The organism is Roseburia sp. AF02-12 (assembly GCF_003461765.1).
Lineage (GTDB): Bacteria > Bacillota > Clostridia > Lachnospirales > Lachnospiraceae > Roseburia_C > Roseburia_C amylophila.
The window spans coordinates 674,804-699,004 of record NZ_QTXS01000002.1; the positions used below are offsets into that span (position 1 = coordinate 674,804).

The 24,201-nt window shown below is 42.9% G+C and carries 22 protein-coding genes; 21 read left to right on the plus strand and 1 reads right to left on the minus strand.

Going from position 1 to position 24,201, the window contains the following annotated elements:
• The first annotated feature begins 12 nt into the window (after positions 1-12).
• The 16 genes from DV740_RS12625 (at position 13) to DV740_RS15120 (ending at position 17,493) form a co-directional block, all read left to right on the plus strand.
• Positions 13-1,287 (plus strand): M18 family aminopeptidase, encoded by a 1,275-nt coding sequence (locus DV740_RS12625; protein WP_118088248.1) that lies wholly within the window; start codon positions 13-15, stop codon positions 1,285-1,287.
• Between the two features lie 127 nt (positions 1,288-1,414).
• Complete coding sequence (locus DV740_RS12630; protein WP_158561574.1) at positions 1,415-2,851, plus strand: methyl-accepting chemotaxis protein; 1,437 nt, start codon at positions 1,415-1,417, stop codon at positions 2,849-2,851.
• 25 nt (positions 2,852-2,876) lie between these two features.
• On the plus strand, positions 2,877-4,127 hold the full coding sequence (hflX, locus tag DV740_RS12635; protein WP_118088311.1) for a GTPase HflX: 1,251 nt from the start codon (positions 2,877-2,879) through the stop codon (positions 4,125-4,127).
• A 57-nt stretch (positions 4,128-4,184) separates the two neighbouring features.
• Entirely contained in the window at positions 4,185-5,468 is a 1,284-nt protein-coding gene (locus DV740_RS12640; protein ID WP_118088250.1) for a dihydroorotase, read from the plus strand.
• A gap of 21 nt (positions 5,469-5,489) precedes the next feature.
• Positions 5,490-6,416, plus strand: coding sequence for an orotidine-5'-phosphate decarboxylase (gene pyrF / locus DV740_RS12645; protein WP_118088251.1), 927 nt, complete (start codon positions 5,490-5,492; stop codon positions 6,414-6,416).
• A gap of 9 nt (positions 6,417-6,425) precedes the next feature.
• Positions 6,426-7,193, plus strand: coding sequence for a dihydroorotate dehydrogenase electron transfer subunit (locus DV740_RS12650; RefSeq protein ID WP_022244410.1), 768 nt, complete (start codon positions 6,426-6,428; stop codon positions 7,191-7,193).
• The gene (locus DV740_RS12655) at positions 7,193-8,098 is read left to right on the plus strand and encodes a dihydroorotate dehydrogenase (RefSeq protein WP_117697493.1); all 906 of its coding nucleotides are present in this window, start codon (positions 7,193-7,195) and stop codon (positions 8,096-8,098) included. Before DV740_RS12650 ends, DV740_RS12655 begins: the two co-directional genes overlap by 1 nt.
• A gap of 545 nt (positions 8,099-8,643) precedes the next feature.
• Positions 8,644-9,978 carry a sensor domain-containing diguanylate cyclase gene (locus tag DV740_RS12670; protein ID WP_242994312.1) on the plus strand — a complete coding sequence of 445 codons (1,335 nt, stop codon included), beginning with the start codon at positions 8,644-8,646 and terminating at the stop codon, positions 9,976-9,978.
• Positions 9,979-10,079: 101 nt separating this feature from the next.
• Complete coding sequence (gene pyrE / locus DV740_RS12675; RefSeq protein WP_022244161.1) at positions 10,080-10,757, plus strand: orotate phosphoribosyltransferase; 678 nt, start codon at positions 10,080-10,082, stop codon at positions 10,755-10,757.
• A gap of 28 nt (positions 10,758-10,785) precedes the next feature.
• On the plus strand, positions 10,786-11,256 hold the full coding sequence (locus DV740_RS12680) for a VanZ family protein (RefSeq protein ID WP_117697497.1): 471 nt from the start codon (positions 10,786-10,788) through the stop codon (positions 11,254-11,256).
• A gap of 33 nt (positions 11,257-11,289) precedes the next feature.
• Positions 11,290-11,622, plus strand: coding sequence for a DUF6142 family protein (locus tag DV740_RS12685; protein WP_117697499.1), 333 nt, complete (start codon positions 11,290-11,292; stop codon positions 11,620-11,622).
• 30 nt (positions 11,623-11,652) lie between these two features.
• Complete coding sequence (locus DV740_RS12690; protein WP_118088253.1) at positions 11,653-13,746, plus strand: aminopeptidase; 2,094 nt, start codon at positions 11,653-11,655, stop codon at positions 13,744-13,746.
• A gap of 49 nt (positions 13,747-13,795) precedes the next feature.
• Positions 13,796-14,302: a 5-(carboxyamino)imidazole ribonucleotide mutase gene (gene purE, locus DV740_RS12695; protein WP_022244165.1), complete on the plus strand. Its 507-nt coding sequence runs from the start codon at positions 13,796-13,798 to the stop codon at positions 14,300-14,302.
• A 131-nt stretch (positions 14,303-14,433) separates the two neighbouring features.
• Complete coding sequence (locus DV740_RS12700; protein ID WP_118088254.1) at positions 14,434-15,354, plus strand: sugar phosphate nucleotidyltransferase; 921 nt, start codon at positions 14,434-14,436, stop codon at positions 15,352-15,354.
• 17 nt (positions 15,355-15,371) lie between these two features.
• Entirely contained in the window at positions 15,372-16,304 is a 933-nt protein-coding gene (gene arcC, locus DV740_RS12705) for a carbamate kinase (RefSeq protein ID WP_022244167.1), read from the plus strand.
• Between the two features lie 28 nt (positions 16,305-16,332).
• Positions 16,333-17,493: an N-acetylmuramoyl-L-alanine amidase gene (locus DV740_RS15120; protein ID WP_022244168.1), complete on the plus strand. Its 1,161-nt coding sequence runs from the start codon at positions 16,333-16,335 to the stop codon at positions 17,491-17,493.
• Here the strand turns inward: DV740_RS15120 and DV740_RS12715 are convergent.
• The gene (locus DV740_RS12715) at positions 17,490-17,843 is read right to left on the minus strand and encodes a cupin domain-containing protein (protein ID WP_022244169.1); all 354 of its coding nucleotides are present in this window, start codon (positions 17,841-17,843) and stop codon (positions 17,490-17,492) included. The two genes, DV740_RS15120 and DV740_RS12715, sit on opposite strands and share 4 nt — an antisense overlap.
• A 123-nt stretch (positions 17,844-17,966) precedes the next feature.
• On the opposite strand from DV740_RS12715, the gene DV740_RS12720 reads away from it, so the two are divergent.
• The 5 genes from DV740_RS12720 to DV740_RS12740 all read left to right on the plus strand — a co-directional run bounded on the left by DV740_RS12720 (position 17,967) and on the right by DV740_RS12740 (position 24,191).
• The gene (locus DV740_RS12720; RefSeq protein WP_118088255.1) at positions 17,967-19,865 is read left to right on the plus strand and encodes an ABC-F family ATP-binding cassette domain-containing protein; all 1,899 of its coding nucleotides are present in this window, start codon (positions 17,967-17,969) and stop codon (positions 19,863-19,865) included.
• An 11-nt stretch (positions 19,866-19,876) separates the two neighbouring features.
• Positions 19,877-20,965 (plus strand): S-methyl-5-thioribose-1-phosphate isomerase, encoded by a 1,089-nt coding sequence (gene mtnA, locus DV740_RS12725; protein ID WP_118088256.1) that lies wholly within the window; start codon positions 19,877-19,879, stop codon positions 20,963-20,965.
• Positions 20,966-21,101: 136 nt separating this feature from the next.
• Positions 21,102-21,872, plus strand: a complete 771-nt coding sequence (locus tag DV740_RS12730) for an Mrp/NBP35 family ATP-binding protein (protein ID WP_022244172.1) — start codon at positions 21,102-21,104, stop codon at positions 21,870-21,872.
• Positions 21,873-22,048: 176 nt separating this feature from the next.
• On the plus strand, positions 22,049-23,437 hold the full coding sequence (locus DV740_RS12735) for a uracil-xanthine permease family protein (RefSeq protein WP_117946494.1): 1,389 nt from the start codon (positions 22,049-22,051) through the stop codon (positions 23,435-23,437).
• Positions 23,438-23,639: 202 nt separating this feature from the next.
• On the plus strand, positions 23,640-24,191 hold the full coding sequence (locus DV740_RS12740; protein ID WP_117697513.1) for a phosphatase PAP2 family protein: 552 nt from the start codon (positions 23,640-23,642) through the stop codon (positions 24,189-24,191).
• Positions 24,192-24,201 lie beyond the last annotated feature (10 nt).

Genomic DNA, 24,201 nt, shown 5'->3' on the forward strand with positions numbered 1-24,201 from the left:
AAGGCGTATGGCATGCAGAAAATAACAGAACTATTGTCAAAGGGAAAATCACCATATCATGTAACAGAATGGACAGGAAAGCAGTTACAGGAGGCAGGGTATGAAGAATTAAAGCTACAGGAATCCTGGCAGCTTCATGCAGGCGGTAAATACTATGTAAGACCGTATTCCGGTATGGTAGCAGCATTCGCTGTTCCGGAACAGCTGGACAGAAAGACGGCACTCCGCCTGATGCTGGCTCATACAGATTTTCCATGTTTTAAAATAAAACCGAATCCTGAAGTGAAGACGAAGGATTACAGGCAGTTAAATGTGGAGCCATATGGCGGTATGCTCAAAAATACATGGTTTGACCGTCCACTTGGAATTTATGGGAAAGTGGTATTAGAATCGGAACATCCATTTGCACCGGAAGTAAAGCTTTTCGGAAGTGAGGAACCGGCAGCAGTGATTCCGTCATTAGCACCACACCTGAACCGTGAGGCAGGCGGAAAACAGGAATATGATATGCAAAGAGAACTGCTTCCACTGTTTGGAATAGAGCGGGACGGAGACGTTACAGAGAATTTCTTTACGGATTACTTAAAAGAGCATCTTGGGGCAGAGGCAAATGAGGTTTTAAGCTATGATTTATTCCTTACCAATATGGATGAACCGGAATTAATAGGAAGTGATAAGGAGCTTCTTTCTTCTCCGAGAATCGATAATCTGGCATCGGTAGCAGCAATTGTGGAGACAATGTGTGAAAAAACGACCGGAGATTCACTGGTTGTGGCAGGATTATTTGATAATGAGGAAATCGGCAGCCGCTCCAAGCAGGGAGCAGACAGCAGTCTTCTTAAGGATATCATAATGAAGATTGGTGCAGCCTTTGGAATGGCAGAAACAGAGGTAAATGATATGCTCCGGGGAGGCTTTCTCTTGTCTATAGACGGAGCTCATGCTGTACACCCGAATTACACAAATAAATCAGATATTACGAATGATGTGATATTGGGAAAAGGAATTACCGTAAAGACTTCTGCCAGCCAGCGGTATCTTTCTGACAGTGAGGCAACAGCGGTGGTGATGCAGCTTTGTAAAAAGACAGATATTCCATATCAGGTGCAGGTAAACCGTTCGGGCATGCCGGGTGGACAGACCCTTGGACCAATTGCGGTTTCCTACCTGCCAATGCAGGGGGCGGATATTGGAATTCCAATGCTTGCCATGCATTCCGCAAGAGAACTGGCAGATATGGGAGATTATCAGGCATTGGTAATGTTTTTGAAAATATTTTCTGCATAAAGAAATTGCAAAAAAGGTTGGACTTTTTGGAAAAATATCACAAAATGTCGTTGACAATCGGTAAGATTCAGTACAAAATTAGTAGTATAACGTAATGCACAGAAAGTGCATTGATTGGAGGAAATATATGGCATTGGGAAAGAACAAAAAAATTGTAAATCTGGTTCAGTCAATCAGTGAGATGAAAGAAGAGAATTATGCTGCAGGTTTACCGGAACTGCAGAATATGTATGAGCGAATGAACGCTGGCAGACGTCAGCTTGCACAGGTATATGGGGAAGATATGAAGGCAGTTATGACAATGAGTGCTTTGGGTCTGAAAGTTGGACATGATACCGTAAAGATGACAACGGCAGCAGAAGATGTCAATGCAGCAACAAAGACAATCCATGATGCAACAGCAGAAACATCCAGTATTGCAGAGGAAGTAAGAAATTCCCATGAGGGTCTGACCAATACAATTATTGATGTATCAGAGAAAACTACTGATATTTATAAGAAGATAGAGAATGGCCAGGAAGAACTGACAGCTATCCGGGATTTGTCCAAAGATGCAATCTCAGAATCCACAGAAATGAAGAAAAATATGGATGCATTGATGGATGTTATCAATCATATGAATGAAGTCATTGAAGGCATCAATGCAATTTCCGAACAGACCAACCTGCTGGCATTGAACGCATCAATCGAGGCAGCAAGAGCAGGAGAAGCAGGAAAGGGATTTGCCGTTGTAGCGGAAGAAATACGTCAGCTGGCAGAGGGAACCAAGCAGTTAACCGGAAATATGGGTGAATTCGTAGAAGGAATCCGCGATGCTTCTGAGAAGAGTTCTAAGAGTGTGGATGTTGCAATTACATCTCTTGACAATATTGATCAGAAGATTAATGCTGTATGGAATATTAATGACGAGAACAAGAAAAATGTTGGAACCATCAGCGAATCGATTGGTTCCCTTGCTGGTATCAGTGAAGAAATCAGCAGCTCCATGAATGTGCTGGAAACCCAGGTGTCCTGTATTGAGGACCAGTGCAGTAATCTCAGCAATGATGCAGAATTGCTGACCGTTATAAATGTAAATTTAAAAGGTTCGTTAGAACCATTAACCCAGGTTGAAACGGGTATGGATAATGTGGCGAAGGTTATAGGAGAAATGAGCCGTGATGCATTTTACCGTATGGATAATGCAGTTTTTGATACTTATGTACAAAAAGCAATGGAAGCACATAGGGCATGGCTTGAGACTTTACATACCATGGTAACTGAGAAGAATGTCCTTCCGTTACAATTTGATGATACAAAATGCGGCTTTGGTCATTTTTACCATTCCATGCATCCGGGAAATCCGGCAATTGCACCGGTCTGGAATGCGCTGGCAGAGAAACACAGAAGATTCCATGGCTATGGAAAAGAAGTGCAGCAGGCACTGTTCGATGAAAATGCGGAAAGAGCAGAAGAAATTTATCAGGAAGCAGAGAAATGCTCAAATGAATTACAGAATGATTTTGCTTCAATTTTAAATATTTCTGCAGGATTATCCCAGAACGGACAGAGTGTGTTTGCGTAAACAGAAAGTAAGAAAAGGATATTTTATGCCTGAATTTTTTGAAAACAATGAAATGGAAGAAAGAGTCATCCTGGTTGGCGTAAGCAGCCAGGATGGCGATGATACAGAAGACTCCCTGGATGAATTGGAGGAGCTGGTGAAGACTGCCGGAGCAGTAACGGTGGGCAGGGTAATCCAGAACCGTCAGACAATACATCCGGGGCTTTATATTGGTAGCGGAAAAGTAGAAGATCTGCTGGATGAAATTGCATGGACCAATGCAACAGGAATTGTCTGCGATGACGAACTAAGCCCGGCACAGCTTCGGAATCTTTCGGATGCCCTGAACGTAAAAGTGATGGACAGAACCTTAATTATCCTTGATATTTTTGCTGCCAGAGCATCTACCAGTGAAGGAAAGATACAGGTGGAACTGGCACAGCTTCGTTACCGCATGAGTCGCCTTTCCGGCATAGGAAAGAGTATGTCAAGGCTGGGAGGAGGAATTGGAACGAGAGGTCCGGGAGAGAAAAAGTTAGAGGTAGACCGTCGTCTGATTGCATCAAGAATCAGCCAGCTCAAACGGGAGTTAGAGGAAGTGAAACGACACCGGGAAGTGAATCGTGTGGCAAGACAGCGGAATCATGTTCCAGTGGCAGCGATTGTAGGGTATACCAATGCCGGTAAATCAACCCTTTTAAATGCTCTGACCGGAGCTGGAATTCTTGCAGAGGATAAACTTTTTGCAACCTTAGACCCGACTACCAGAATGTTAGAACTTCCGGGAAGCCAGAAGCTTTTGCTTACGGATACGGTAGGGTTTATCCGGAAACTGCCGCATCATCTGATTGATGCCTTCCGTAGTACTTTAGAGGAAGCTAAGTATGCAGATTTTATCATTCATGTGGTGGATGCATCCAATCCACAGGCTGCCAAGCAGATGCATATTGTATATGAGACATTGCACCAGTTAGAGGTTACAGATAAAAAGATACTGACATTGTTTAATAAGCAGGATGCTATTACAGACCGGGAACCATTGCGGGATGGCAGGGCAGATATTACTTTACGGGTATCTGCAGCAAGAGGTGATGGCTTAGAAGAACTGAAAGACTGTCTTGCCCGGATACTGCGGGAGAACAAGCGCTATCTTGAGACAGTGCTGCCATATGACAAGGGTGGATTGCTGCAGCAGATAAGAGAAACAGGAGAATTAATAGCAGAAGAATATCTGCCGGAGGGAATTCGTATAGAAGCATATGTACCTCCGGCGCTATTTGAGAAAATACATGCATGAGCAGATTGCCCCAAAACTGCTTGTATGCTAAAATAGGAGCAACAGGAGGTATTCCACATGACAATCTTAATAAAAGGTGGCCGCATTTTAGATCCGGCTACGAAAACAGATGATGTAATGGACCTTTTCATAGAAGATGGAGTCATTACCAAAAGAGGGAAAAATATCAAAAAAAAGGCAGAGAAGACTATTGATGCCAAAGGACTGTATGTAATGCCGGGACTCGTTGATATGCACGTGCATTTGCGGGATCCAGGATTTACCCATAAGGGCGATGTTGAAACAGAAACCCGTTCCGCAGCAAGAGGCGGATATACCACGGTACTTGCAATGCCAAATACCAAGCCGGTGGTAGATAATGCTGATGTGGTACGTTATGTACATCATAAGGCAGAAAGTGTCGGACTGGTGCATGTATTACAGGTTGGCGCTATAACAAAAGGACAGCAGGGAGAGGAATTAGCTGACATCAAAGAGATGGCGGAGGCAGGAAGCCCTGCAATCAGTGAAGATGGCAAATCAGTCATGAATTCACTTCTTGCAAGAGATGCCATGCTGGTAGCAAGAGACTGTAACATTCCGGTACTGTCACATTGCGAAGATAAGAATCTGGTTGGCTCCGGTGTGGTCAACGAAGATGAGAATGCAAAACGCTGGGGACTGGCTGGAATTACCAATTCCGTAGAAGATATCATGATTGCAAGAAATATCCTGTTATCCAAAGATACCGGTGCACATCTGCATCTTTGCCACTGCTCCACAAAGAACAGTGTAAACATGGTAAAATATGCCAAGTTAGAGCATATTCCGGTATCAGCAGAGGTATGTCCGCATCATTTTACACTGACATCAGATGATATGGCAGAGGGAGATACCAATTATAAGATGAATCCACCACTCCGCCGTAAAGAGGATGTGGAGGCATTGAAAAAGGGACTTTCCGATGGAACCATGGAAGTCATTTCCACAGACCATGCACCGCATACAGCAGATGAAAAAAATAACAGCATGGTAAAGGCTCCATTTGGAATCGTTGGAATGGAAACTGCAGCAGCACTGACTTATACAGAACTTGTGCTGGGGGGATACTTAACACCGATGCAGATGGTAGAGAAGATGAGCTATAACCCGGCACAGATTCTTCATTTGAAGAAGGGAACTTTGGAAGAGGGAAGTATGGCAGATGTCATGCTTTTTGATCCAGAATGCACTTATGCCATTGATAAGAACAAGTTCTGGTCGAAAGCAAAGAATACACCATTCCACGGCAGAAAAGTAACCGGTAAAGTAATGATGACTATCTGTGAAGGCAGAATTGTATATGATGCAGCAGAAGAATAAGAAAAAGAAAGGCTTAAAGATATGATTAACAAATTAATTAAAAAAATCGAGAAAACCCATGCACCAATCGTTGTCGGCTTAGACCCGATGTTAGATTATGTTCCGGAACATATTAAGGCAGCAGCATTTAAGGAGCATGGTGAGACTTTAGAGGGTGCAGCAGAAGCAATCTGGCAGTTTAACAAAGCAATTGTAGATGCCACTTATGATCTGATTCCTGCTGTAAAACCACAGATTGCCATGTATGAGCAGTTTGGAACAGAGGGTGTGAAAGCATATCAGAAGACAGTAGATTACTGCCACTCCAAAGACCTTGTGGTAATCGGAGATGTAAAACGTGGCGATATCGGTTCTACATCCGCAGCTTATGCAGTGGGACATCTTGGTAAAGTTCAGGTGGGAGGTAAAAAGCTTTCTGCTTTTGATGAAGACTTTGCAACAGTCAATCCATATCTGGGTTCAGACGGAATCAAGCCTTTCCTGGAAGTATGTAAAGAAGAGAAAAAAGGTATCTTCATTTTAGTTAAGACCAGCAATCCATCCAGTGGAGAATTCCAGGACAGATTAATTGATGGCAGACCACTGTATGAATATGTCGGTGAAAAGGTAGCGCAGTGGGGCGAAGAAGTCATGGGAGATAACTACAGCTATGTGGGAGCAGTAGTAGGAGCAACCTATCCGGAGATCGGAAAAGTCCTTCGTAAAGTAATGCCAAAGAGCTTTATCCTGGTTCCGGGATACGGTGCCCAGGGTGGAAAAGGAGCGGACTTAGTACATTACTTCGACGAAAACGGACTGGGTGCAATTGTTAATTCATCCCGTGGAATCATTGCCGCATATAAGCAGGAAGCTTATGCATCTTTTGGAGCAGAGCATTTTGCAGATGCATCCAGAGCAGCAGTAGAGGCAATGATAAAAGATATCGATGGAGCTTTACAGGCAAGATAGGAGAAGAAGATGGCAGAGAAGTTTAAAGAACAGGCGATTATTATCCGCCAGGAAGAAATTGCGGATGACATTTACAGTATGTGGCTGCGTACGGAAGAGATTGCAGCACATGCAAAAGCAGGTCAGTTTGTATCTGTATATTGTAATGAAGGAAGCAGACTGCTTCCAAGACCAATCAGTATCTGTGAAATTGATAAAAAGGATAATGCCATCCGTCTGGTATACCGTAAAGTTGGAAAGGGAACAGAAGAGTTTTCCGGTATGCATACCGGCGGAATCCTTAATATAACAGGACCGCTGGGAAATGGATTTCCGAAGAAAGAAAAGAAAGCGTTCTTAATTGGCGGTGGAATTGGTATTCCACCAATGTTAGAGCTGGCAAAAGAATTGGACTGTGAAAAGCAGATGGTACTTGGCTTCCGGGATGAACTTTTCCTGATGGATGAATTTCGTGAAGAAGGGGAAGTCTATGTGGCAACTGAGGACGGAAGTGCCGGGACAGAAGGAAATGTATTGGATGCCATTCGTGAAAATGGGCTGACAGCAGATATTATCTATGCCTGCGGACCAAAGCCGATGCTGGCAGCTATTAAGGAATATGCAAAAGAGAAACAGATTGAGTGCTGGATTTCCATGGAAGAACGTATGGCTTGTGGAATCGGAGCCTGCTTAGCCTGCGTGTGCCAGTCTAAGGACAAGGACGAACATTCCAATGTCAATAATAAACGTGTATGTAAAGAAGGACCGGTTTTTCGGGCTGAGGAGGTGGAACTTTAATGAATACAAGAGTGAATCTGGCAGGAGTATTATTGAAGAACCCGATTATGACAGCATCCGGAACCTTTGGCTCCGGTCAGGAATACAGTGAATTTGTAGATTTGAATAAACTGGGTGCAGTAGTGACGAAAGGTGTTGCCAATGTACCATGGCCGGGAAATCCGACCCCTCGTGTGGCAGAAGTGTACGGTGGAATGTTAAATGCTATCGGTTTACAGAATCCTGGTATTGATGTATTTGTACAGCGTGATATTCCGTTTCTTACCCACTATGACACACGCATTATTGTAAATGTTTGTGGTAAAACAACATCCGATTATATAGAAGTTGTGGAAAGACTCTCCGATCAGCCGGTAGATATGCTGGAAATCAATATTTCCTGCCCAAATGTCAAAGAAGGAGGTATTGCCTTTGGACAGAATGCAGCTTCTGTAGAAGAAATTACAAAAGAAGTGAAAAAATATGCAAGACAGCCGGTTATTATGAAATTGAGCCCGAATGTAACGGATATTACAGAGATGGCAAAAGCGGCAGAAGCAGGCGGAGCAGATGTGATTTCCCTGATTAATACACTGACTGGAATGAAGATTGATGTAAACCGCAGAAAATTTGCTTTGGCAAACAGAACTGGTGGGATGTCCGGACCGGCAGTGCATCCAATTGCAGTGCGTATGGTATATCAGGCAGCCCAGGCAGTGAATATTCCGATTATCGGAATGGGAGGTGTACAGAGCACGGAAGATGCATTGGAACTGATACTGGCAGGAGCAACCGCAGTATCTGTGGGAACTGCAAACTTTACCAATCCTACCGCAACGATTGATATTATCAATGGTATACAGGATTATATGGAAAATAATGGAGTTGAAGATATCAATGAACTGATTGGTGCAGTCACTGATTAATGGGACTGTTTTTGATGCTGCCGGAAGAATATCACGGGATTCACAGGGGATTATCTTTTGCTACGAAATACCGCAGTTCTAAAATGCGTGTTTTTCTTTTTGTTATGAAAACAGTCTTTCCAATGTTTGTCAGAATATCGACACAGTTCGCCGAAACACAGATGCCTGATAAGGGCTGTTAGGGGCACTGGGAATTTCGTCTGGCAACAGGCAACGCTGGTACAGGGATGTACCAGCGAGGCACAATTGAACATGGATGTGAATTTGTGCCGGTTGCCAGACAAAAAGCAACGCATACCGAAATCCCCTGTGCCCCTTGCAGGCATTATGTGGCATCTGTACCCGGCGGACAGCGTCGATATTCAGCCAAAGCAACCGGAAAGACAGTTTATAATCAAGAAAAACACGCATTATAAGAACTGTTGGCATTTCATACCGGATAAAGATAAATCTCCTGTAATCCCGTGATATTATTGGGGCAATCATCTTTTTGTCCCCTTTCGCAACCGCCTAAAGGAATGTAATTGCCGGAAAGGATAGAAACAGTGGAAAAGATTTGGAATTTCTTTGAAAATCTTGATGAATTTGTATATGTCTCAGATGTTGATACATATGAGCTTGTGTATATGAACCGGAAAACACGGGAAAACTTTGGATTTCAGACCCAGGAGGAAATAAAAGGAAAGAAATGTTATGAGGTGATGCAGCATAATGCCGCCCCTTGTAGTATGTGCAATAATCAGGAACTGGTAGAAGGTGAGTTTAAAGAATGGAAGTATTATAATCCGGTTCTTGGCAAACATCTGTTGTTGAAGGATACTATGCTGGAACAGGATGGTCGACGTTACCGGGTAGAAATTGCACTGGATGTCAGCAACGAAGAAAAACAGGGAAGTCTGATTCAAAACTATGAAAATATGGAGGCTATTATAAATGAGGGCATAAGAATTGCGTTAAATGCCCCTACATCAGAACAGTCACTGGAAATTATCCTGGAATATCTTGGAAAGGCATTGAATGGAGAACGTACCTATATTTTTGAAAAAAACTTATTGGGAAATGACGATAACACCTATGAATGGGTAGCGAATGGTATCAGGCCTGAGAAAGATAATTTGCAGAATGTTCCGGCTGAAGTATGCGAGAACTGGTACCGCAATTTTAGGGAAGGCAAAAATATTATCATTGGTAATCTGGAAAATATACGTGAGAGTGATCCACTGCAGTATGAGAATCTGAAACAACAGAATATTTCAACGCTGGTAGTAGTTCCACTGTATGAAGGTCAGAAAATCATCGGTTTTTATGGAGTTGATAATCCTCCCGAAAAAATGTTGGATTATACTTCTAATATGCTTCAGATTATGGGATATTTTATTGTCTCCAGCATCAGAAGGCGTAATCTGGTGCGGGAATTGGAACGGATGAGCTATAGTGACCAGCTTACGAAACTTGGAAACCGGTTCGCCATGGAACAGTATGTTACAGATGCATCAGGGACTTCATGCTTTGGTGTGGTGTATTGCGATATTACAGGACTGAAAAGGGTAAATGATACTTTAGGTCATCAGGCAGGTGACCAGCTCATTCTGCGTGCCGGCGAATTACTCCGTGAGGAATTTTCAGACTATGGACTGTTCCGTATTGGAGGGGATGAACTTCTGGCACTGTGTGCAGGTATCGGAGAAGAGGAACTGAAGCAGCGGATAGAACGTATGAAGGCTGGCATGAAGAAAAAAGATGTAGTAATGGCAGTCGGAACAGTATGGCAGGAAAGCTGGGAGCGTGGATTTGACCTCTTGCTGATGGAAGCTGAACGCAGAATGTATCAGGAAAAAGCAGCTTATTATAATAATGCCGGTATAGACCGGCGCCATTAAGAAAAATGCATTGAGGTTTTCAGGGAAGTATGGTAGCATAAGAAATTAGGTAAAAGAAAAAAGTGATATTTCACTGTTGACATATTCAGGAGGTTTCATACATGGAAGCATATAAGAAAGAGTTTATTGAATTTATGGTGGAGAGTGAGGTTTTGAAATTTGGTGACTTCACATTAAAGAGTGGAAGAAAGTCTCCATTCTTTATGAATGCAGGTGCATATGTAACCGGTTCACAGTTATCCCGCCTTGGAGAATATTATGCAAAAGCAATTCACGACCACTATGGTACCGATTTTGATGTGCTGTTTGGACCGGCATATAAGGGAATTCCGCTTTCTGTTGCAACAACAATCGCATTCAGCCGTCTTTATGGCAAAGAGATTCGTTACTGTTCTAACCGTAAAGAAGTAAAAGACCATGGCGATACCGGAATTTTGCTTGGAAGCAAAATCAAAGATGGTGACCGTGTTGTTATTATTGAGGATGTAACGACATCCGGAAAATCTATTCAGGAGACATTCCCAATCATTCAGGCACAGGGAGATGTAACCATTCTTGGACTGATGGTATCCTTAAACCGTATGGAAAAAGGACTTGAGACAGACAAATGCGCATTGGATGAGATTCAGGAGAAATATGGTTTTCCTGCAAATGCAATTGTCAGCATGGCAGATGTGGTAGAGTGTTTATACAACCGTCCTTGTCAGGGCAGGCTTATCATTGATGATAAGATGAAAGAAGCAATTGATAAATATTATGAGCAGTATGGGGCAAAATAAACAGCAAAAATGAAATGGGGAAAAGGAATTGAGTCAGAAGACGAGAAAACTGCTTCGTATCGGAGCATGGATTTTATTCGTAATATATCTGGGTCTGCTTTGCTATTTCCTGTTCTTCTCAGAAATGATGGGAAGAACCTATTCCGAAAGAAGCTACCATTATAATCTTATGCCCTTAAAAGAAATCAAGCGGTTTATTATTTACCGGAAGGTACTGGGGACGAAAGCAGTCTGCTTTAACCTTCTGGGAAATATTGTCGCTTTTATTCCTTATGGAATGCTGCTACCATTACTGGCACATAATCAGAGAAAGTTCTACCGGATAGTGCTTTTGAGTTTTGACTTCAGCCTGCTGGTGGAACTGGTACAGCTTGTATCCAAGGTAGGAAGCTTTGATGTAGATGATCTGATTTTAAATACCATCGGCGGGGCAATTGGATATGTTGGATTTTTGCTGGCAAATCATATCCGGTGTCACAAATTTGAGCAGAAAGAATAGACTTCGGTACAATATGGTATCGGGAGAAAGAACATGAGAAAAAGACGAAGAGGATACAGAAAATATAAATTTACAGAAAAAACACTTTCGAAAAGAGGAATTACAGCACTTGTTCTGGCATTACTGTCACTGGTCAGTTTTGTGGTGATGGTAGTTCTTGCATTCAGAAGTGCCGGTAATTTAAGCATATACATAGCCTGCTATGGAATCCTCGCTTTTTTTGCAGCATTAGCCGCAGTGATTCTTGCAATTATAAGCCTGAAGGAGGAAAATTCATTTCGCAGCATTCCGTATGCTGCTACATTTTTCTCGATTTTTTCACTGCTTATCTGGATTGCTGTCTATGCAGGCGGTATTCTGTTGTAGACAAAATTAGAAATATAAAGGATAGAAAGTATGGAATATCAGAATTTAAACGCAGAAGAAAGAGAAGCAATTACAGAACGATTGGATTTGGTAACGGAGCGGATACATGAACTTGCGGCAGAACCGGAGGTTTGTGAGCCGTTCCGTGCTTATTTTAAAGGAACAGCAGCATTTATTGTAAAAACGGAAGAAGTATTGCGGCAGGTATTAAATGACAGCTTCTGCAGCCAGAGCAGGGTAACATTACAGAAGATAAATGAAGCATTGTATGAGGATATTTTGCCGGAACATTATAAAGAAAGCTATGCCAACCCGGATTATGCCTGTGAAACATTGGGAGAGGAATACGGGACACTGCTTAGTATGCTATACGCAGAACTTCGAAGCCTGATTCCTTATGCTCATGAGGGAGATATGGAAGCCTATACCTGCTTCTGTGAATTGTTTATCCAGGTTCATACCTGCTTCAATGATGAAGAGGGAACGACACCGAAAGAAGTGCAGCAGGCAATTTACTGGTTCTTCCACGATTACAGTGAATTGTTTACCGAGCGCAGCGTCTGTGAAATGGTAGATGCCAGCCGGGATTTCTTTACCCGGATAGTAATGGATTCTGATTTACAGGATTTAAAATACCTTTATTATTATGGAGAACCAGTCGGAGAAAATGAAATCCGTATGGCAGAGTATATGAACCAGCTTCCGCAGGAGAAGATTCAGGCAATGGCGGATACTTATACGGAAGGCTACCGGATTGGCTTTATTACCACCGGAAAAGACTTATCCATAAAATCTACCGTAAATGTGGAATATGCCATCGGAATGGAACGTATGGTGCGGGCAGCAATTGCAAATTTTGAGAAGATGGGATTAAAACCGACGATTTACCGGGATGCGTTTTCTTCCTTCCGTAACCGCGGCAATTCCAAGCGGGGCTGCTATGCGACTTCTGTGAACCGCCAGTTTGATTATGACCATAAAGCAGATAAAGCAGTATATTTAGATAAAGCCTTTGTGGAACGCCGATTAGAGACACTCCGGACCGTATATGAAGATAAGAAAAATCTTGCAGCAGGCTACGCAGGCCCGGCAGTAATCGAAGTGTTTGGAGAACCGTTATTTGAGCCGGAAAATAGAAAAACTGCCTGCCATTACAGTGATAAGCAGAATGAATTAAATGTCTATTATGCGTCACAGGCTGGGCAGATTACCAATCAGTATATTAAGGGAGAGGAAAGAAGCTTTACGATTATTGCTTATCCGCTCCCGCAGATTGGCAGCAACTTTGAAGAAATCTTTGATAAGACGGTAGAATTAAATACACTGGATTATACCCTGTACCGGGATATGCAGGCGAAAATTATTGAAGTATTAGACCAGGGAGTCCGGGCACATATCAAGGGAAAAGGCGATAACGAAACAGATATGACAGTGGAATTATACCGCCTTAAGAATCCACAGGAAGAGACTATCTTTGAAAACTGCGTGGCAGATGTCAATATTCCGGTAGGGGAAGTATTTACTTCACCGGTGCTGACCGGAACCCACGGAGTACTGCATGTATCTTATGTCTATCTTAACGGACTCCGGTATGAGAACCTGAAAATGACGTTTGAAGATGGAAAAGTTGTGGATTACAGCTGCAGTAATTTTGACAGTGAAGAAGAGAACCATAAATATATTTATGATAATGTGCTGATGCACCATGATACGCTGCCGTTAGGGGAGTTTGCTATTGGAACCAACACCACGGCATACCGGATGGCAAAGGACTTTGATATTGCAGATAAATTGCCGATTCTGATTGCAGAGAAGACAGGTCCACATTTTGCAGTGGGAGATACCTGTTATTCCCAGGCAGAGGATACACCGGTTTATAATCCGGATGGCAAAGAAATTGTGGCAAGGGATAATGAAATCTCAATTCTTCGGAAAGAAGACGAGAGTAAGGCATACTTTAACTGTCATACGGATATTACGATACCGTATGATGAATTAGACTGCATTTATATTGAACGGGCAGATGGCAGTACCGGGGATATTATAAGAGATGGCAGGTTTGTAGTACCGGGCACAGAAAAACTGAATGAGCCGTTGGAAAATAAGACTTCATTTCCGGCGTAAAACAGTGTATACTAAAAGGACAAGTATCTATGAGAAAAGGAGAAAGAAAATGGCAAAAGTAGGAATTGTAATGGGCAGTGATTCAGATATGCCTGTAATGGCAAAAGCAGCAGATATTTTGGAACAGCTTGGAATCGAGTATGAGATGACAATTATTTCCGCACATCGTGAGCCGGATGTATTTTTTGAATATGCAAAGAGCGCAGAGAGCAAAGGATTTAAAGTAATTATCGCAGGAGCAGGAATGGCAGCACATCTTCCGGGAATGTGTGCAGCAATCTTCCCTATGCCGGTAATCGGAATTCCGATGCATACCACATCCTTAGGCGGAAGAGATTCTCTTTATTCTATCGTACAGATGCCGACCGGTATTCCGGTAGCAACCGTTGCAATCAATGGTGGCGCAAATGCAGGAATTCTTGCAGCAAAGATTCTTGCAACATCAGATGATGCATTATTGGCACGATTAAAAGAATATTCTAAGAATTTAAAAGAGCAGGTAGAAGCAAAGGATAAGAAGCTTCAGGAAGTCGGCTATAAAGAATACATGAAATAGCAGGCGTAAGTGAGTCAGCATGCCTTTATCGTTGACGAGAGGAGAAATCATTAGATAAGAATAATGAACTAGAGGAAAAAAGAAAAGGGTAGAGAGAAAAAGTTTTAGAAATAAGGTTGAGGAGAATACGAATGAAAACTACACTGATTATTATGGCGGCAGGCATTGGCTCCCGTTTTGGCGGCGGAATTAAGCAGCTTGAGAAAATGGGACCGAACGGCGAGATTATTATGGACTATTCCATTTATGACGCGGTGGAAGCAGGTTTTGATAAGGTTGTATTTATCATTCGCAAGGATATTGAGGCGGATTTTAAAGAAATCATTGGAAACAGAATCGGAAAACAGGTAGAAGTAGATTATGTATTCCAGGATATCAATGATATACCGGAAGGCTTTACAGTGCCGGAAGGCAGAACAAAACCATGGGGAACCGGTCAGGCAGTATTATGCTGCAAAGGCGTAGTGAAGGAACCATTTTTAGTCATCAATGCAGATGATTATTACGGAAAAGAAGCATTTGTAAAGATGCATGATTTTCTGGTAAATCATGAAGAGGATAAGGAAAGATTCCGCCTTGGAATGGCTGGATATATCCTGAAGAACACACTGAGTGATAACGGAACCGTTACCCGTGGTGTCTGTGTGGTAGATGAAAAGAGTGGCTATCTTGAAAAAATTTTAGAGACACACAGCATCTATGCCGATGAAAAAGGAAAAGTACATTGTGAAGAAGCTGATGTGGCAGAATGGATTCACCCGGATGTAAATGTATCTATGAACATGTGGGCTGGCTATCCGGATTTTATTGATTATCTGGAAGAGGGCTTCCGTGAGTTCTTGGCACATATTGAAGACAATCCGATGAAGAAAGAGTATCTGCTGCCAAATATTGTGGAATTGCTTTTGAATCAGGATAAGGCAACCGTAAAAGTTTATGAGACAGCAGACCGCTGGTTTGGAGTTACTTATTTAGAGGACAAACCATTTGTTGTGGATTCCATCCGCGGACTGATTAAAGACGGTGTCTATCCGGAAAATCTTTGGGCATAGAATTGGAGGATTGTAACATGAAAAAGAAGAGAATTGTGATTGCATTAGGACATGAAGCATTGGGAACAACACTTCCGGAACAGAAGAAAGCAACCAAGCTTACCGCAAAAGCAATCGGAGATTATATTAAGGATGACTGTCAGGTAGTTCTTTCCCACAGCAATGGACCACAGGTGGGAATGATACATACTGCAATGGCTGAATTCGCAAGAATTTATCCGGAATATACTGCTACTCCGATGTCTGTCTGCTCTGCTATGAGTCAGGGCTATATCGGATACGATTTGCAGAATGCCATTCGTACCGAATTATTAAACCGTGGAATTTACAAACCGGTATCTACTGTTTTAACACAGGTAACCGTAGACCCATACGATGAAGCATTTTATCATCCAACCAAAATTATCGGCCGTGTCATGACAGAGGAAGAGGCAGAAGCAGAAGAGAAGAAAGGGAACCATACGGTAAAACAGGGCGATGGATACCGCCGTATCGTAGCAGCTCCAAAGCCAATGGACATCGTAGAAATTGATGCCATCCGTGCACTTTCCGATGCAGACCAGGTAGTAATTGCCTGTGGTGGTGGCGGTATTCCTGTATTAGAGCAGGATAATAATCTAAAAGGTGCCAGCGCAGTCATTGAAAAAGACCTTGCAGCAGGCAGACTTGCAGAGCTTTTAGATGCTGACCAGCTCATTATCTTAACTAGTGTAGAGCGGGTATGCTTAAATTATGGTACAGCCAATGAACAGCCATTGGATGAGATGACCGTAGAAGAAGCAAAACAGTATATGGACGAGGGACAGTTTGAAGAAGGAACCATGCTTCCGAAGATTCAGGCAGCAATCGATTACATCGGCAATTCTGCAGTCCGTTCCGTACTGATTGCAAACTTAGAGGAAGCATTAGATGGTGTCAGCGGATTAAAGGGAACTTTGATTCATAAGTAAGATGATATAGGGAAATGTGAGGGAATCTATGAGAACATCAGAAAGAAGCACATTCCATAAGGGCAGCAGGCACTCGGCAGTTACCGTATGCCTGTTGCTTGTTATGTGTCTGGTATTTCTGACCGCTTGCGGGAAGGATAAAAAAGACGATACAGTTGCGAATGTGAATACCGAAGAAACATTAACAAATACAGAGGTACCAACAACAGAAAATGTAATTGACACCGAAGAAGTTGTAGATACGGAAACAGAAACAGAGACGGAAACAGAGCATGTTCCGGCAGTATTGAATCCGGATACGGTAGTTTATGCAGAAGAGACTGTTTATACGACAACAAGAGTCAATGTGAGGGTAGAACCTTCTACCGATGCAGAGGTTTATAAGAAATTATCTGCGGGAAAAGAACTTACCCGCACTGCAAATGATGGAAGCTGGAGCCAGGTTTCATTGGATGAAGGAACTTATTATATAGCATCCGATTATCTGACCACAGAGAAGCCGCAGGAGCCGGTAGCATTGACTGGAAGTGCGGGAACCGGAATTACATCCGGAAGCGGTGGACATGTCATCTGCATTGACCCGGGACATCAGAGCAGAGGAGACAGTACACCGGAGCCGGTAGCACCGGGATCTTCTGAGACCAAGGCAAGAGTAACCGGAGGAACATCCGGCGTTGCAACCGGACAGACAGAGTATCAGCTTAATTTATCCGTCAGCTTAAAATTGCGGGATGAACTGGTTGCAAGAGGTTATACCGTAGTCATGACAAGAGAAACCAATGATGTGAATCTCAGTAACAGCGAGCGGGCAGCCATTGCAACCAATGCGGGAGCAGAAGCATTTGTCCGTATACATGCCAACGGATCTACCAACAGCGGAGCCAATGGGGCTATGACAATCTGCCAGACGGCGTCCAATCCGTATGTAGGAAGCTTTTACAGCCAGAGCCGTTCTCTTTCCCAGAATATACTGGATAGTCTGTGTGCACAGACCGGTGCAAAGAAGGAATATGTGTGGGAGACGGATACCATGAGTGGAATTAACTGGAGTACCGTACCGGTAACAATTGTTGAAATGGGATATATGACAAATCCCACCGAAGATTCCAATATGGCAACGGACTCTTATCAGACTCAGATTGCACAGGGAATCGCCAATGGGATTGATGCTTATTTTGCCGGTAATTAGGCAAGATAATTAATGACAGCAAAGAGAATGAGATCTTCTTTTGGAGAAGCATTTGCAATGCTGTGGGACTCTCCGCTTTTGCAGACGCAGGTATCACCGGCTTCTAAAGCAACGATGGTTCCGTTATCGTCATAGGCTGCATGACCGGAGAGAATGGTGATGATTTCTTCTTCCCCTTCATGCATATGCTTTCCGAGAGAACAGCCCGGTCTTAAGATGAGTTTTGCAATCATCTTGGCTGGGCTTTCATAGTCTATAGGATTGACGGAACGGATAATCTCAACAGTGCCGGTTCCGCCTTTCATATTTTCGTTAAAAATATGTTTTAATTCAGATGCTCTATGATACATATATTACCTCCTGAATAGTTGTGCTATGCATTACAGTATAGTCAGTGAGCAGTCAAATGTAAATATGTATTGTGATAGAAAATTATTGTCAATAAGAATGAAAAAGAAATACAGGAGACCTTTATGAATTTATTATCAGCAGAGAATATAACCAAGACATTTACCGGAAGAAAGTTATTTTCCAATGCCTCCTTTTATTTGCAGGAAGGAGAGAAAGTCGGAATTGTGGGAATTAACGGAACCGGAAAATCCACTTTACTGAAAATGCTGGCAGGCTTAGAGGAACCGGATGCTGGAGAAATCACCAAGGCAAATCATGCGGTAATCCGCTATCTTCCGCAGATGCCGGAATTTGGAGAAGAAGAGACTGTTTTAGAAAGTGTACTGGTAACGGCACACCGGAAAAATCAGGCAGATGCTTCCGGGGAAGATTATCAGATGTGGAATTTAGAGAGCAAGGCAAAATCCATGCTCACAAGACTTGGCGTATATAATTTTGAAGAAAAGACGAAAAATTTATCCGGTGGAGAAAGAAAACGTCTGGCTCTTGTGGCAGTGCTTTTAACACCCTGCGATATTCTGCTGTTAGACGAGCCTACCAACCACCTGGATGCAGATATGGCAGAGTGGCTGGAAGGGTATTTAAAGGGCTTTAAGGGAACACTGATTATGGTAACCCATGACCGGTATTTTCTGGACAGCGTATGTAACCGTATTGCAGAAATTGATAAAGGCTCCATTTACAGTTATCAGGAAAATTATTCCGGTTATCTGAATCTGAAGCAGGAGCGTATGGATATGGCAGTTGCCGGGGAACGGAAGCGGCAGTCCATCCTTCGCAAGGAGATCGCCTGGATGCAGCGGGGCGCAAGAGCAAGGTCTACCAAGCAGAAAGCCCATATCAAACGTTATGAGAATCTTAGAGACCAGTCGGGACCACAGTTTGATAAGCAGGTGGAATTAAGCTCGGTTTCCAGCCGTATGGGAAAGACGACGGTAGAGCTTCATCATATCAGTAAATCCTATGGAGAAAAAAAGCTGATTGAGGATTTTTCCTATATCTTTCTTAAGAATGACAGAGTCGGATTTGTGGGACATAATGGATGCGGTAAGACCACTTTGATGAAGATTATCGATGGCAGGGTAAAGCCGGATGCCGGAGAACTGGTTATCGGACAGACCATAAAGATAGGCTATTATTCCCAGGAGATTGAAAAGGATGCATCGGCGGGAGTTGCCTATATGGATCCGTCTTTAAAGGTTATTGAATATATCCGCAATACTGCAGAATATGTCCGGACAGAGGATGGACTGGTGTCCGCATCAGCCATGTTGGAGCGTTTCTTATTCCCACCGGAAGAACAGTATGGTGTTATCGGAAAACTTTCCGGTGGAGAAAAGCGGAGACTGAATCTGCTTCGTGTATTGATGGAAGCACCGAATGTACTGATTTTGGACGAGCCAACCAATGATCTTGATATTACGACACTGGCAATTTTAGAGGATTATCTTGATAATTATGATGGAATCGTCATTACGGTATCCCATGACCGGTATTTCCTTGACCGTATCGCAAAGCGGATTTTTGCATTTGAACAGGGAAACATAAGACAGTATGAGGGCGGTTATACGGATTATCTTGCCAAGCGGCCGGAGGATGAGACAGCAGTGGGAAATGCAGGCACAGAGACTTCCGGGAAGAAAGCAGACCAGACGGAAAACGCAGATGCCACAGAGAATGACGAAAAGAAGGATTCCAGGGCGACCTGGAAGAGCGGCAGGAAGTTGAAATTTACCTGGCAGGAGCAGAAGGATTATGAGACCATTGAGGACGATATTGCAGCTTTGGAAGCAAAGTTAGAAGAACTGGATGAGAAGATGGGAAGCTTTGCCAGTGATTTTGTAAAGTTAAATGAGCTGACCCAGGAGAAGATAAAAGTGGAAGATGAATTAGAGCATAAGATGGAACGCTGGGAGTATTTAGAAGAACTGAATGCCAGAATAAAGGCTCAGGACAAGTAGGAGATAAGGCTATGGAGAAGGAAAAAAACAGTAAGAATATTATGGATTATGCAACGGTTACACTCTTAGATGCAGAGAATGCCATTGAAATCATCGACCAGACAAAGCTGCCGGGAACGATAGAACTGATCCGGTTAAAGAGTGCACAGGAAATCTGGGATGCCATTTATTTATTAAAAGTCCGTGGCGCACCGGCAATTGGTGTAGCAGCAGGCTTTGGCATTTATCTTCTGGCAAAAGAAATTGAAACAGAGGATTATGAAGTCTTTTATGAAACTTTTCAGAAACAGAAGGAATATTTGAATTCTTCCCGCCCGACCGCAGTCAATCTTTCCTGGGCATTAAACCGGATGGAGAGGGTCTGCATTGCAAATAAAAATAAGCCGGTTGCAGAGATAAAAGAATTGCTTCATAAAGAAGCCATTGAGATTCAGGAAGAAGATATCCGGGTCTGCAAAAGCATCGGAGAACACGGACTGGCACTGGTGAAGCCGGGTGATGGCATTTTGACCCATTGCAATGCCGGACAGCTTGCCACCAGTAAATATGGAACTGCTACAGCACCGATTTATCTGGGGGAAGAAAGAGGTTATCATTTTCATGTATTTGCAGATGAGACAAGACCTCTTTTGCAGGGGGCGAGACTTACTTCTTTTGAACTGCATGCAGCAGGGGTGGATGTGACCCTGATTTGTGATAATATGTCAGGCGCCGTTATGAAGCAGGGGCTGGTACAGGCTGTATTTGTAGGCTGTGACCGGGTGGCAGCCAATGGAGACACCGCAAATAAAATCGGAACCTCCGTTGTGGCAACGGTAGCAAAGCGGTATCATGTACCTTTTTATGTCTGTGCACCGACTTCTACCATTGACTTAAATACAGCAACCGGAGATGACATCTGCATCGAAGAGCGTCCGGCAGAGGAAGTGACGGAAATGTGGTATCAGGAGCGGATGGCACCGGAAGGTGTCAAAGTATACAATCCGGCATTTGATGTGACAGACCACGATTTAATAAGCGGAATTGTAACAGAGTATGGAATCGCAAGAGAGCCATATATGGAGAGTTTAAAGGAAATCCTTTCGAAGAGAAATGCATAAGGTATCAATTTTTGTGCAAACTGATATCTTGAAAAGTATCTATCAGTAAGGTATGATAGTAATAATGAGGTTTTAATAAAAATATGGGCGGTGTCGATTACGTACACCGCCTGTTTAGCGAAAAGAGGGAATAGAAATGGCAATAAAGTTTCAGAAAGAGCCAATGAATGCACATTCATCCATAAAGCATGTAATCGGCGTAGTCAGCGGTAAAGGTGGTGTTGGAAAATCCTTTGTCACAGCATCCATGGCAGCCGCTATGCGTAAGAAAGGTTATGAAGTGGGTATTATGGATGCCGACATTACCGGACCATCCATTCCAAAGATGTATGGAATTCACGGAAAAGCAGTCGGAGATGGAAAAGAGATTCTTCCGGCAGTGGCAGAAGATGGAACCAGGATTATGTCTGTAAATTTATTGGTTGATACAGAAGAAACACCGGTTGTATGGCGTGGACCAGTCGTTGCCGGCGTGGTAAAGCAGTTCTGGAGTGACGTGGTATGGGGTGACATTGATTACCTTTTCGTAGATATGCCACCGGGAACCGGAGATGTTCCACTGACTGTATTCCAGTCTCTTCCGGTAGAAGGAATCATTATCGTAACTTCTCCGCAGGAACTGGTTCAGATGATTGTAAAGAAAGCATATAACATGGCAGGGATGATGAATGTTCCTGTCCTTGGAATCGTTGAAAATTACAGCTATTTAAAATGTCCGGATTGTGGAAAAGAGATTTCCTTATTTGGAGAAAGCCATATTGATGAAATCGCAGCAGACCTTGATTTGTCCGTTCTTGGAAAACTTCCATTGGATCCGGCATATGCAAAAGCTGCCGATGCAGGACAATTTTATACTATGGACAACCCATATATTGCCAAAGCAATTGAGGCGTTGGAACAAATTTAGATAATAACAGGTAATCTGCCATTTCGGTGGGTTACCTGTTTTATGCGGGAAAATATGTTTCCCGTAGTTAAAGCGGATGCAGCATAGCAACAGAAAAATGTATGAAAAGCACCGCAGAAGTGGAAAATAAAATTCCACGGATATCACACATTATATTTTAAGGAGGAGCTTTCGTTATGAACGAACGAAAAGACGCAATTCGCGACGCACGGACACTTGGTGTTCCGAAGATGCTGTTGTTAGGACTTCAGCACATGTTCGCAATGTTTGGCGCAACCATTCTTGTGCCGATTCTGGTGAACAGCTATTTTGAGGGAGAAGGCCTTTCCGTACAGGTTACTTTAATCTGTGCCGGACTTGGAACTTTATTCTTCCACCTTTGTACCAAATTAAAAGTACCTGCATTCTTAGGTTCATCCTTTGCATTCTTAGGAGGATTTTCTACGATTGCACAGTTGGATACCGGAGTCTTTGCAGACATGACCATGGGAGAGAAGCTTCCATATGCCTGTGGTGGTATTGTTGTTGCAGGAGCTTTATATCTGATTCTTGCACTTGTTATCAAGGTCGTAGGAGTAAAGAAAGTAATGCGTTTCCTGCCACCTGTTGTAACAGGACCAATCATCATCTGTATCGGCCTTTCCCTTGCACCATCTGCAGTAAACAATGCATCCACCAACTGGATTCTTGCACTGATTGCACTGGCAGTTATCATTATCTTTAACATCTGGGGAAAAGGAATGTTCCGCATTATCCCGATTCTTTTAGGTGTTGTCATTTCCTATGCAGCAGCACTGATTATGCAGGCAGCAGGACTGACTAATCCGGATGGAAGTGCTATCTTAAACTTTACCGAAGTAGCATCTGCAAGCTGGGTAGGACTTCCTCCATTCCAGTTATGCAAATTTAACCTGACTGCAATCTTGGTTATGGCACCAATCGCACTGGCAACTATGATGGAGCATATCGGAGATATGTCTGCAATTTCTGCAACTGTTGGTGAGAACTTCATCGAAGATCCGGGACTTCACAGAACCTTAATCGGTGACGGACTTGCAACCGCATTTGCAGGTATGGTTGGTGGTCCTGCAAATACTACATATGGTGAGAATACCGGTGTATTGGAATTAAGCCGTGTGCATGACCCTAGAGTGATCCGTATTGCAGCTGTATTTGCAGTTATATTAAGCTTTATTCCGAAAATGGCTGAAATCATTGGCTCCATGCCATCTGCAATCATCGGTGGTGTCAGCTTCATGCTTTATGGTATGATCTCTGCAATCGGTGTCAGAAACGTAGTAGAAAATCACGTTGATTTTACCAAATCCCGTAACTTAATCATTGCAGCAGTAATCTTAGTCAGCGGACTTGGATTTTCCAATGGACTTACCTTTACCATTGCAGGAACCAGCATTACCTTAACCGGACTTGCAATCGCAGCTTTAGCTGGAATTATCTTAAATGCAATCTTACCTGGTAAAGATTATCATTTCGGAGATGATCCAAAGGCAGATGCCAACCGTGGACTTGACATGAATCCGATTCAGGAAGAAGATATTCAGTAAGTAATAAAAAGCAATTTATGTAGAAAGAAACAGGTCATGTTCAGCTTGTGAGGGCTGGGATGACCTGTTTTGCGTTGCTTGGGAATGGCTGGAGTTTAGTTTTTTAATATTTCATTAAGTTGTTTCGAAATCAAAGGAAACACGGTATACTATAAGCAGCAGTAAAAGTGATGAAAACGTACGGAAAGAAGAGGAACATATCATGTTAGAACAGTTATTACATATAGATGGGCAGATTTTATTATGGATACAGGAGTATCTGCGATTCCCGGCATTGACTTCCGTGATGAAGGATATTACGAATCTTGGAAATGCTGGAATCTTATGGATTCTGATAACCATTGTGCTTTTGTTGGACAAGAAGACGAGAAACGTAGGCTATATGTCGGCACTGGCATTAATTGGTTCGTTAATTGTAGACAATATTATACTTAAAAATCTGGTGGCAAGAACCAGACCCTATGAAGTGGTTGATGGATTGAAACTTTTAATTGAAAAGCAGTCAGATTATTCTTTCCCATCGGGACATACCGGAAGTTCTTTCGCATCAGCAATTGTATTATGGAAAGAGCTTCCTAAAAAATATGGAGTAATGGCATTAATTGTAGCTGTTCTGATTGCATATTCACGGTTATATGTAGGAGTACATTATCCGTCAGATGTGTTGGCAGGAGTGGTGATTGGAACCGTACTGGCGTTAGTTTCGGTATGGCTGGTAAAAAAGATTCAGGGACAGAAGAAACTTGTGAAATAAAAAATGTTTC

Bases quoted from the DNA above. Each gene is read 5' to 3' on its own strand.
- DV740_RS12740 (WP_117697513.1), top strand. From the start codon at position 23,640: ATGTTAGAACAGTTATTACATATAGATGGGCAGATTTTATTATGGATA.
- DV740_RS12690 (WP_118088253.1), top strand. From the start codon at position 11,653: ATGGAATATCAGAATTTAAACGCAGAAGAAAGAGAAGCAATTACAGAA.
- DV740_RS12640 (WP_118088250.1), top strand. From the start codon at position 4,185: ATGACAATCTTAATAAAAGGTGGCCGCATTTTAGATCCGGCTACGAAA.
- pyrE (WP_022244161.1), top strand. From the start codon at position 10,080: ATGGAAGCATATAAGAAAGAGTTTATTGAATTTATGGTGGAGAGTGAG.
- pyrF (WP_118088251.1), top strand. From the start codon at position 5,490: ATGATTAACAAATTAATTAAAAAAATCGAGAAAACCCATGCACCAATC.
- DV740_RS12715 (WP_022244169.1), bottom strand. From the start codon at position 17,843: ATGTATCATAGAGCATCTGAATTAAAACATATTTTTAACGAAAATATG.
- DV740_RS12735 (WP_117946494.1), top strand. From the start codon at position 22,049: ATGAACGAACGAAAAGACGCAATTCGCGACGCACGGACACTTGGTGTT.
- hflX (WP_118088311.1), top strand. From the start codon at position 2,877: ATGCCTGAATTTTTTGAAAACAATGAAATGGAAGAAAGAGTCATCCTG.
- DV740_RS12720 (WP_118088255.1), top strand. From the start codon at position 17,967: ATGAATTTATTATCAGCAGAGAATATAACCAAGACATTTACCGGAAGA.
- DV740_RS12630 (WP_158561574.1), top strand. From the start codon at position 1,415: ATGGCATTGGGAAAGAACAAAAAAATTGTAAATCTGGTTCAGTCAATC.
- DV740_RS12730 (WP_022244172.1), top strand. From the start codon at position 21,102: ATGGCAATAAAGTTTCAGAAAGAGCCAATGAATGCACATTCATCCATA.
- arcC (WP_022244167.1), top strand. From the start codon at position 15,372: ATGAAAAAGAAGAGAATTGTGATTGCATTAGGACATGAAGCATTGGGA.
- mtnA (WP_118088256.1), top strand. From the start codon at position 19,877: ATGGAGAAGGAAAAAAACAGTAAGAATATTATGGATTATGCAACGGTT.
- DV740_RS12655 (WP_117697493.1), top strand. From the start codon at position 7,193: ATGAATACAAGAGTGAATCTGGCAGGAGTATTATTGAAGAACCCGATT.
- DV740_RS12650 (WP_022244410.1), top strand. From the start codon at position 6,426: ATGGCAGAGAAGTTTAAAGAACAGGCGATTATTATCCGCCAGGAAGAA.
- DV740_RS12700 (WP_118088254.1), top strand. From the start codon at position 14,434: ATGAAAACTACACTGATTATTATGGCGGCAGGCATTGGCTCCCGTTTT.
- DV740_RS12625 (WP_118088248.1), top strand. From the start codon at position 13: ATGCAGAAAATAACAGAACTATTGTCAAAGGGAAAATCACCATATCAT.
- purE (WP_022244165.1), top strand. From the start codon at position 13,796: ATGGCAAAAGTAGGAATTGTAATGGGCAGTGATTCAGATATGCCTGTA.
- DV740_RS12685 (WP_117697499.1), top strand. From the start codon at position 11,290: ATGAGAAAAAGACGAAGAGGATACAGAAAATATAAATTTACAGAAAAA.
- DV740_RS15120 (WP_022244168.1), top strand. From the start codon at position 16,333: ATGAGAACATCAGAAAGAAGCACATTCCATAAGGGCAGCAGGCACTCG.